This window comes from Dolichospermum sp. UHCC 0352, from assembly GCF_009711925.1.
In the GTDB taxonomy this organism is placed as follows: domain Bacteria; phylum Cyanobacteriota; class Cyanobacteriia; order Cyanobacteriales; family Nostocaceae; genus Dolichospermum; species Dolichospermum lemmermannii.
In genome coordinates this window covers 1-11,302 of sequence record NZ_VIKY01000196.1, presented here as the reverse complement: position 1 = coordinate 11,302, position 11,302 = coordinate 1, and the positions used below count along the sequence as shown (strand labels likewise).

Sequence of the window (11,302 nt, the reverse complement as noted above, 5' to 3'; positions counted from 1 at the left end):
CTGATTCTATTGCAGTATAAGGATTGCCAATAATACCATCACCATTGGTATCTATGGCAAAGTTAGTTTCTTGGGTGAAAGCATCAGCAGAATTCAATCCCCAATTTCCTTCAGAAGAAACCCAATTCCAGTTATTATCTAAATGCCAAATATGCAGATAGTTTCCAGAAACGTTTTTCCAGAGAACTTGGTTATCTCCATTGACAGTTTCTGCGGCTATCGTTTGCCATCCTGAACCGTAGATATCTTGGTAGATTTGTTGTCCACCATTTTTAATAGCAATTGGTGTATTTGTTCCGATTTGGGTAAAGTATTTGTTGGTGGTATCTTTGACTAGTTTGGTGTTATCTGCTGATTCTATTGGGCTAACGCTAGAAGTAGATTCAAGCAAGCGATTTCCGAAATTAATATCTTGAACAATTTCTCCTTTATCAAGCCGAACGACGTAAGTTCCAGGTACTGGACGACTATTCTGCAAAGCTGTGTTGGCATTTAATCGTCCTCCTGTTAAAGTTTTCCCTTTCAAATTATCCAGAACATCAACACTATCAAGAAGCACTTGTTTGACTTCCTTAGCAGATAAACTAGGATTGTTTGCCCAAACCAAACCAGCTACCCCGGCAACATGAGGACTAGCCATTGAAGTTCCATTAAAGCTACTGTAAAGATTGCCCGGAACTGTACTAAGAATATTAACTCCAGGGGCTGCTAAATCAACAGAATTAGCTCCATAGTTAGAAAAATTGGCTAGGTTATCGTTATGGTCTGTAGCGGCGACAGAGATAATGTTGTCCAAATTATAAGCGGCAGGATACATGGGAGACTGATCTGCATTACTTGAACTATTTCCAGCCGCAGCAACAAAAAGTTGTCCTGCTTTTCCCGCAGCAGCGATCGCATCATACAAGCCTTGAGAAAATCCACCGCCGCCCCAGCTATTATTGGTTAAATTAGCCCCCATTTTGGTGGCATAGTTAACAGCCTTAATAGCGTTAAATATAGTGCCAGAACCTTTACCAGAAAGGAACTTGATCGGCATAATTTGAATATCCCAGTTAATCCCCGCAACCCCTAAATTATTATTTCCCTTTGCTCCAATAGTTCCAGCAACGTGAGTGCCATGGCCATGATCGTCAAAAGGATTACCATCATTGTTGGCAAAGTCGTAACCATGCACATCATCAATGAATCCATTATTATCATTATCAATGCCGTCATTGGGGATTTCTCCTGGATTTTTCCAAATATTACCGATTAAATCTGGATGGGTATAATCTACTCCAGTATCAATCACACCGATAATAATTGATTTACTGCCTGTTGAAATTTTCCAAGCTTCTGGTGCATCAATATCCGCATCAGATTTTCCTCCTGTTTGTCCCGTATTATTTAATCCCCAAAGTGAAGAATATTGAGGGTCGTTAGGAGGGACAACTAATGGAAAAACATTATTATTGGAGATAGTGTAATTCGGTTCGATATACTCAATTAGAGAGTTACTACTATATTGGGCAATTGCCGTATCTACACTAAGTTTGCTAAAAGACCACAATTCAATACCCAGATCACTAATTGATTCAATATTAGTGACCCCCAAATTACTTTTAAGAGTATTTAACTCAAGATTAGAAATTGCCGATTTGAGTTTTACTAAAATTTGATTAGGGGCATAATTAGCAGTAACATTTGATGGGGAAGAGAAACCTAAAACAGAAACCCCTGGTGTCACTATCTGATTAGGATTAGTATTATTTTGTTGAACAGGATAAGTTCTGTCCCATCCTTGCTTTAAAACTTGGGCAACAACATAAGCTCCAGCAGTGAGATTATCAAAACTGTAATTACCTTGGTTATCCGTTATTGTTGAAGCCTCACCTTGATCCAATGTTCCATTACGATTTTTATCTAAAAAAACCGTCCAATTTCCTAGTTTTAATTCACCTGAATCTTGGATTCCATTACTATTATTGTCTTGCCAAAAAGTTCCTTTTATTTTCCCAAAATTGGAAGGTTTAACATCAATTTTTACTGTACCTTTACTTTCAGTTCCTGAATTATCTTTAATTACATATTCAAAACTGGCTGCACCCATAAACTCAAAACTGGGAGTAAAGATAATTTGATTGTTGTTTAAAGTTACTGAGCCATTAATTGCGTTATTAACACCAACAAATGTTATCGAATCATTTTTGTCAGGATCATAATCGTTAATTAACAAATTTTGAATCGAAAGCGTTAGCGATTGATCTCTGATAGTGCTAAAGCTATCTACGATAGCAATAGGAGCATCATTAACTCCATTGACTGTCACTGTTACCGTCGCTGTATTTCTGCCATAGTATGGATCACTAACCACATAATCAAAGGTATCACTTATGCTTTCACCAGCCGCAAGTGAATCAAATTTCCCATTAGGGTTATAGATGATTTGATTTCCATTTAAACTAACTTTACCAATTGTTTTACCATCTTTAACTTCTATGATACTTAGGGGATCGGCATCACCATCTGTATCATTAGCCAAAAATATAGTTGTAGGGGTATAAAGAATATTATCTTCATTTGTGCTAATAAAATCGTTGTTTGCTTTTGGTGTAGCATTACCAACAATTAAAGTTAATGCTTTGGAATTAAAAACAGGAATTAAAGTTAGATTATCAGCTATTTTTAGTCCAGTAAAATCTAAAGATCCTGTGAAATTCTCATAAGTTACAACATCAAAGGTACTACCAAGAATGGGAGTAAAGTTATTCAATAGGCTAACATTCAATGTTCCATCAAAAGCGGCATTTCCATTAATATCCACCTGATCAAAGTTAGTTCCTGCGGTAGTTCCCCCCAATTGAATATTGATGTTTGCGCTGTTGGTTTCGGTGTAGTTACTATTAATAGTTAAAAGACCAAATTCGGTGTTACTTGCATAACGAGGATTGAGTAAACCAGAATTTGTCACCCCAACGTTAATACTGCCATTGCCTTCTATACTGCCACCGTTAATATTCAAGGCATTGCTAAAGGTAACAGTGCCACCTTTGAGAATTAAATTTGCATTATTATGGGTGTAAGTGTTGGTAAGGTTTAAAGTTCCTGATTGGGCTTCAACCGTTCCTGTATTATTGAAAGCGACTCCAATAGAGCCTATTCCTGTAGTGGTTTTCTTGAAAGTTCCAGAGTTGTTAAATGTGCCTACACTAGAACTGGAATTATAAATGTATCCTTGTTGCAATTCATAATTACCAGAATTGTTGAGAATAGCACCATCATTGAAAGCCAAAATATAGTCATTCTCGACGATGCTTCCCGTATTGTTGAGTTGAGTATTTAGATATTTGGAAGAACTACCACCAAGTGTTAATGTGCCACTATTGGTAATAATTCCCGAACTCTTTAAAGTTCCTCCATTCCAATTGTTTGTTGTTAGTAAATTCCAATTTCCATCTACTTGAAATATTCCACCACTAAGGGTAAATACAACAGTATTAGCAATGGCAGTTCCTCCTGCTAATTTGACATCTAAAGTTCCACCACTAACAGCAAGATTACCATTACCGTTGATTTTTGCTCCATTATTGAGAGTATAAACTCCACCACCAAATCCCAAGGTTTTACCGCTAGTTAAGTTGAAGTTTCCACCATTACTAACTCCTCCTCCCGTAATGTTTAAAGTTCCTGATTCAACATTTACTGTTCCTGTATTATTAAAAGCAACTTTAATAATGCTTGTTCCTGTGGTGGTTTTCTTGAAAGTTCCAGAGTTGTTAAATGTGCCTACACTAGAACTGGAATTATAAATGTATCCTTGTTGCAATTCATAATTACCAGAATTGTTGAGAATAGCACCATCATTGAAAGCCAAAATATAGTCATTCTCGACGATGCTTCCCGTATTGTTGAGTTGAGTATTTAGATATTTGGAAGAACTACCACCAAGTGTTAATGTGCCACTATTGGTAATAATTCCCGAACTCTTTAAAGTTCCTCCATTCCAATTGTTTGTTGTTAGTAAATTCCAATTTCCATCTACTTGAAATATTCCACCACTAAGGGTAAATACAACAGTATTAGCAATGGCAGTTCCTCCTGCTAATTTGACATCTAAAGTTCCACCACTGACGGAAAGATTACCATTACCGTTGATTTTTGCTCCATTATTGAGAGTATAAACTCCTCCACCAAATCCCAAGGTTCTACCGCTAGTTAAGTTGAAGTTTCCACCATTACTAACTCCTCCTCCCGTAAGGTTTAAAGTTCCTGATTCAACATTCACTGTTCCTGTATTATTGAAAGCGACTCCAATAGTGCTTGTTCCTGTGGTGGTTTTCTTGAAAGTTCCAGAGTTATTAAATGTGCCAATACTAGAACTGGAATTATAAATGTCTCCCTGTTGCAATTCATAATTACCAGAATTATTGAGAATAGCACCATCATTGAAATATAAACGAAAGTCATTCTCGACGATAGTTCCCGTATTGTTGAGTTGAGTATTTAGAAACTTGGAAGAACTACTACCACCAAGTGTTAATGTCCCTATTTGAGTAATTGGACTTGCTGAAGATAGAGTTCCATTATCCCAAAAAGTACCATTTAAGGTAGTTGCATTAACCCAGACGAAGTTGTTAGCCATGATAGATGCTCCTATGTTTTAGAGTTTTTTTGTTCAAGAATTGATTAACTAAATTAATTGATACTGAATTACTGGGATCACGCAGGTGAATCTATCCTGAATTATTCACCAACTTACCATTGAGTACGAAGGGTTACGGTTGCACTACGATTGTATTGTGTGCCAAATGTAGTATCGAAAACCTGCCAGAAATTATCTAAACCAGAAAAAGTGCTGAGTTGGTTATAGGTCAGCGTCAGGGCAGAGTTGAGTATGGTATTCATAGATTTAATTAGTTATTGGTATTAATGATGCCCTAAGGCGATAGGAGGTGTCACAACTTGTAACACTTTTTAGTTAAAGACTATACAAGCACAAGTTTGACACAAATACTTACAAGTGTCAAACCCTATATCTATGCGACAAGTTAGAATATTTTTTTAATTGGTAGTCACCAATGTCAATACTACTATCAATTTTTAACAGCTTATATTCCCATCAAATATGCAATTGAAAGGTTAGAGTATGTTTAAAAAGTCTAATTTTTTACAAACCACCCCGGAACTTAAGTTCCGGTCTAAAAGCTAAAGTGCGTTAAAACGCACTCTAGTTAACTCAAAATCAAAAGTTATCCTATTTTTGCTAAAATAGTCGGTTTTAACCGACTTTAGCTTTTAGACAGGGAATTTATTCCCTGGCTTGAAGGGACTGCCAAACCTTATTCACCGATTATTCAACATTCTTTGCCAAAGGGTAAACCCTAACAGCAAAATAATACCGATAGCAGTGACCAGCATCACTGGTAAACTCATACCCTGGACTTTCATAGCCAGCAAATTACAGCCTAAAGTAATTGACCAGAGGATAAAAGCCGCATTACGTTGGGATAGTCCCCAGGCTAACAAGCGATGATGGAGGTGGTCTTTACCTGGTGTACTCAAAGGATTTTTTCCTGCCATGAGCCGGCGCACAAACACTTGAGTAGTGTCAATAACTGGCAACAGCAGAAATAAAACTGTAGGTATTAGGGCATAGATTGTATTTAATTGGAGTTTACCTAAAATACTGGTTGCTGCTAAAACATAACCAAAAAAGTATGCCCCAGCATCACCCATAATGATGTGTGATGGATGAAAATTATGGCGTAAAAAGCCCAGCGCAGCCCCTCCCAAAGCTGCCAAAACCAAAGTAGCAGCAGCGCGATTATCAAACTGGGCAGAAACACCTAACAAACTGATAGCAGTAATAAAGCTGATACCACCAGCCAAACCATCCATGCCATCCATGAGGTTAACAGCATTAGTGATCCCCACCACCCACAGCACCGTTAACGCCATAGACAGGAGAGAATCAATGGGTGTACCAAAGGCAACTTGGATGCTAATCCCATTACCAACCAACAAAAGTGCAGTCGTTACTTGCGCCCATAACCGCACGGACGGAGGTAAGCCAAATTGGTCATCAATAAAGCCAACTAGAACTAAAATCGATCCACCGAGGAGAATCGTTAAAACCTGGGCTAAAACCCCTTGCAGTTCAATCGGCCGCAAGAGACTAGCCAAGACCAAAGCCGCAATAACACCCGCGTAGATTGCCAAACCTCCCGCATTAGGTAAAGGTTCTTGATTCAGTCGTCGAGCGTTGGGTTGATCTGCCCAACCTACCTCTAAGGCAAATTTGCGAATTGTGGGAATTAAACGCCAGGTAACAATCAAAGCTAATAGAAACGTAAATACTACAGCTAACCAGCCGGAGCCGCTAGGGTCAGCAATGCCAAGGGATTTAAGGGAGTTCGCTAAGTTCATTTGCTCCCAATAGAATCATTAGTTTTATGGTCAAACATAAGTATCAACTGTTAATATTAATCAATTTTGGGATTTTGATTGTTAATCTAAATTGGGGAAAGGGATTAGCACTCTTGGTCAGTGAGTGCTAAATTGTCTAATGGAAGCAATAGAAAAATAAAACATGACTAAGATTATTGCATTTAATGAAGAATCACGACGGGCTTTAGAAAGAGGTATTAACGCACTGGCAGATGCAGTGAAAATAACTTTAGGTCCAAGAGGTCGTAACGTCCTATTAGAGAAAAAATTTGGTGTTCCCCAAATTGTTAACGATGGTATCACTGTTGCCAAAGAAATTGAATTAGAAGATCCTCTAGAAAATACTGGTGCTAGACTTATTCAGGAAGTAGCATCGAAAACTAAGGATGTAGCTGGCGATGGAACTACCACTGCCACAGTTTTAGCACAAGCCTTGATTAAAGAAGGGTTAAAGAATGTTGCTGCTGGGACAAATCCCATTAGCTTAAAACGGGGTATTGATAAAACCGTTGAAGCACTGGTAGCAGAAATTGCCAAAATTACTAAACCTGTAGAAGGAAGTGCAATCGCTCAAGTTGCCACAGTTTCCGCTGGTAATGATGCTGAAGTCGGACAGATGATTGCACTGGCCATGGAGAAAGTGACTAAAGACGGTGTAATTACCGTTGAAGAATCTAAATCCTTCACCACTGAACTAGAAGTAGTGGAAGGAATGCAGGTTGATAGAGGTTATATTTCTCCCTACTTTATCACCAACAATGAACGGATGACAGTAGAGTTTGAAAACTCCCGTATCCTGATTGTTGATAAGAAAATCAGCAGCATTCAAGATTTAGTCCCTATCTTGGAAAAAGTTGCTCGTTTAGGTCAACCTTTACTGATTATTGCTGAAGATGTAGACGGTGATGCTTTACAAACATTGGTTGTAAATAAAGCCCGTGGTGTATTGGCTGTAGCTGCGATTAAAGCCCCCGGTTTTGGTGAACGTCGCAAAGCTATGTTAGAAGATATTGCCATTCTCACAGATGGACAAATGATTTCTGAAGAAATTGGCTTGAGCTTAGATACAGCTACTTTGGAAATGTTGGGAACTGCTCAGAAAATCCACATTGACAAGGAAAATACCACCATTGTCGCTGGTAATACTGCTAAACCAGAAATCCAAATCCGGATTGAGCAAATTCGTAAACAATTGGCGGAAACTGATTCCGATTATGATACCGAAAAACTGCAAGAACGCATTGCTAAGTTAGCTGGTGGTATTGCCGTGATTAAAGTCGGTGCAGCTACGGAAACAGAACTGAAAGACAGAACCTTGCGGATTGAAGACGCACTCAACGCTACCAAAGCAGCGGTAGAAGAAGGTATTGTTCCTGGTGGTGGTGCAACCTTAATTTATCTATCTACCAAGGTAGATGCTATTAAAAACAGCCTCACTCCTGAAGAAAGAATTGGCGCTGATATTGTTAAAAAAGCTTTAGAAGCTCCCCTCCGGCAAATCGCGGAAAACGCTGGGGCAGAAGGTTCTGTGATTGTTGCCAGAGTTCGGGAAACTGATTTGAATATCGGTTATAACGCAGCTACAGGCGAATTTGAAGACTTAATTGCGGCTGGTATTATTGATCCCGCAAAAGTGGTTCGTTCCGCTTTACAAAATGCTTCTTCCATTGCTGGTATGGTACTAACCACCGAAGCCATTATTGCTGAAAAGCCTGAAAAACAATCCGCTGGGTCCCCTGATGGCGGCATGGGTGGTATGGGCGGCATGGGCGGTATGGGCGGTATGGGCGGCATGGGCGGCATGGGTATGTTCTAATTTGCCACTGTCCCAAATCCCAAATCCATAATTTATGAATTACCCACCCCTAACGCTTTCAGGGGTGGGTTTTTGTCATCATTTCAGTGGAGTCGCAAACGGTTCGTTAACGCTTAATTAAAATTAAGATTCTGGAATCTGGTTACTGAGCTTGTCGAAAAATCAAAAGGCTAACATCCTCAAGATAGATACCGCCTCTCTAAAAATATGTGAAAATGAGGGTAGAAACATCTGTTAAAAACAACTTAACACCATTTTCTATTTTTGACTCCTGACTCCTATTCCCAGGGGGTGAAACTATGATTGATACAAGTAACAATATAAGAATTGTCTCTTTAATTCCGAGTGCTACGGAAATCGTCGCTAAACTGGGTTTATTTGATGCTATGGTCGGGCGATCGCATGAATGTGACTATCCTCCCGAAATCACCAATCTTCCAGTTTGTACCCAAGCCCGTGTGAATGGTGACGCTAATGGCCATTCTATTCATGACGAAGCCAGCAATCTATTACAATCTGCTTTAGGTGTCTACAAAATCAAAATTGATGTTTTAGAGAAATTGCACCCTACCCACATTATCACCCAAGATCAATGTGATATCTGCGCCGTCAGTTTACCGGAAGTAGAAAAAGCAGTTGCCCAACTTACCCACAGTTCACCGCAAATAATTTCCTTACAACCGAACACACTACAGGAGCTTTGGGGTGATATTGAACGGGTTAGTCACACATTTGGAGTAGATTCAGTAGAAATACTGGAAAATTTAGAAGCCCGTGTGAGAATTTGTAAGCGAAGACTGCAAGGGCTATCCTGTGCAGAAATGCCTAAAGTCGCTTGCGTTGAATGGACTGATCCTTTGATGACCGCTACAAATTGGGTTCCTGAATTAATCAACTTAGCAGGAGGAAAACCATTATTTAGCCTGATGGGTAAACCTGTTACTCATGTTAAATGGGAAACATTAGTAGATAGTAACCCAGATGTGATTATTTTCATGCCCTGTGGCTTTGATTTACAACAGACTCAGCAAGAAGCTCAAGTATTAACTCAACGTCCAGAATGGAAAAAACTCCATGCAGTCCAATCAGGGAGAGTATTTATTACTGATGGCAATGCTTACTTTAACCGTCCTGGTCCGCGGTTGGTAGATTCTTTAGAAATTCTCGCAGAAATATTGCATCCAGATATCTTTGATTATGGTTATCAAGGTACTGGTTGGCAACTTTTATAAGCAGTATGCAAATAACCTGATTATAGGTAAGAGTTTTATTAAATTTTGGCCGTTGCGTTATTATTAATTATGTTTCGCGCAGAGGCGCAAAGAAGCAAAGGCGCAAAGTTTGAGATTTTGATTTCTTACCTATTTTTTGACTATTTACGCATATTATTCCGGGTATATCTGTGTTTGACACCTATAGGAAAATATTCAATATCACCAATGGGTTTTAATTCTACCAATGGAGTTTGATATTGTCGGGGAACATAGTTAGCAAACTCACTATTGAGACGCAATAATTGAGCAAGAATAGCAGCAGTTATAGATAATCTTTTCTCCTCTTTATCCTCTATTCCTGGTGCTAACTCTACTACTACAGATAAAAAGCGGTTTTTGTCTAAATCCTCTTTTACCTGTAAAACAAATTTACCTGTTACCCATTCTCTAATAATTGGTTGTTCTAATCCTACCGTCACATTTTCTGGATAGATATTTGCGCCAAAATAGGAAACCGTAAAATTAGAACGTCCGAAGATATAAACAAAAGGTAATTGATGAATTCCCCGATGATTTTGTAATTCTGTAATGGGATTAAAACCCCATGCTGCTAAAAATTCTCGCATTTGGGCATAAGTAATTAAGCCACCTTGATCAAAAATGCTATATCTAATTAAAGGCACACCATTATTCCCAGAAAATAGTAAATTTCCATCTTCTACTTCAAAAAACCGACTGTTAGGATCATATTGGACTAAAGTAGGTAAACGCGACTCCCCAAATAATGCTTTAGCAGCTTGAGGTGTGACTGCTAAAAACCGCCGAATACAAATACTAAGAGGGGTTTCATTTCCTAAAACTCCCGCGTCTGCTGTTCCATACATAGAAGCAAAATCATCACAGGGATTTTCAGAACCTATTCTTTGGGCTACTAAATTGCGCCATTCTTCACTAAATACTTCTCCTGCCATGACTAACTTAATATGATATTGTCCCCATTCGATATTATTGGCAATACCCGTATCAATGACATCTTTTAAAAATGGTGGATATCCTAATAACACAACTTGCTCAAAGTTACCACCTAATTCCTGGACAATTCGCAAAATTTCCGGTTTATTATTCCCTGGAGTAATGACGGTAATCGGATAACCCTTAGCGGCTAAATGACGACAACAATTAGTAGTAAACATTCCCCCTACCCAAGTTCCCAGAGCAAAACAAACTACTGCTAAAGTAGTTTTAGTATCCGCATAAAAACTATTATGAAAGATTTGCTCAAAGCGGGTGGCTATTTGTAATTCATCAGTGATGAAACGCGGCCAAAATGTGGGTTTACCTGTTGAGCCAGAGGAAGCTGCGATCATATCACAGCCTCCTATATTTCCATTATTACACAATTGGGGCAAAGAATAACGGGAAATATAATTTTCTTTATTAACTTTTGGTAAGTTTTGGAAATCTGCTAATGTTTGAATATCTTGAGGATTTATGCCTCGTTCTGCTAAAAATGCCTGGTAAGCGGGTACACTAGCAGCTACATCTTGAAATAATGCGATCGCTCTTTCTCGACTGTCAATGTGAAGATGCTGTTCTAGTTTCTCTGCTAAGGGAGTAGATATAAAATCTTCTAATCCCAGAATTGCCCGTTGTGTTGGTATTTGTGGTTTCATAAAGCTTGTGTGTTAACAAAAATCTGATCGCTCTTTGTCAGTATTTTATCTATAAATGCAATTTTTTAGCTTAACCGACAGAAGCCCCACTCCTGACCCTAAAGTTATGGTTGATGTATCAAATATTTTTTACCCCACCCTAACCCTCCCCTTGTAAAGGGGAGGGAACT

Annotated in this window: 5 protein-coding genes; 2 read left to right on the top strand and 3 right to left on the bottom strand. The window is 38.7% G+C overall.

Annotated elements, in window-relative coordinates; translation table 11 throughout:
• Together FJR06_RS23985 and FJR06_RS13635 are read right to left on the bottom strand one after the other, a co-directional pair.
• On the bottom strand, positions 1–4,624 hold a 4,624-nt coding region (locus FJR06_RS23985; protein WP_217359783.1), incomplete at its 3' end, for a S8 family serine peptidase.
• A gap of 701 nt (positions 4,625–5,325) precedes the next feature.
• Positions 5,326–6,408, bottom strand: a complete 1,083-nt coding sequence (locus FJR06_RS13635) for an MraY family glycosyltransferase (RefSeq protein ID WP_168651619.1) — start codon at positions 6,406–6,408, stop codon at positions 5,326–5,328.
• Positions 6,409–6,571: 163 nt separating this feature from the next.
• Between FJR06_RS13635 and groL the strand changes: the two genes are divergently transcribed.
• Together groL and FJR06_RS13625 are read left to right on the top strand one after the other, a co-directional pair.
• Positions 6,572–8,245 (top strand): chaperonin GroEL, encoded by a 1,674-nt coding sequence (gene groL / locus FJR06_RS13630; protein WP_015079668.1) that lies wholly within the window; start codon positions 6,572–6,574, stop codon positions 8,243–8,245.
• A 299-nt stretch (positions 8,246–8,544) separates the two neighbouring features.
• The gene (locus tag FJR06_RS13625; protein WP_015079669.1) at positions 8,545–9,477 is read left to right on the top strand and encodes a cobalamin-binding protein; all 933 of its coding nucleotides are present in this window, start codon (positions 8,545–8,547) and stop codon (positions 9,475–9,477) included.
• Positions 9,478–9,617: 140 nt separating this feature from the next.
• On the opposite strand, the gene FJR06_RS13620 is transcribed toward FJR06_RS13625, so the two are convergent.
• Positions 9,618–11,132: a phenylacetate--CoA ligase family protein gene (locus FJR06_RS13620; protein ID WP_015079670.1), complete on the bottom strand. Its 1,515-nt coding sequence runs from the start codon at positions 11,130–11,132 to the stop codon at positions 9,618–9,620.
• Positions 11,133–11,302: the final 170 nt, after the last annotated feature.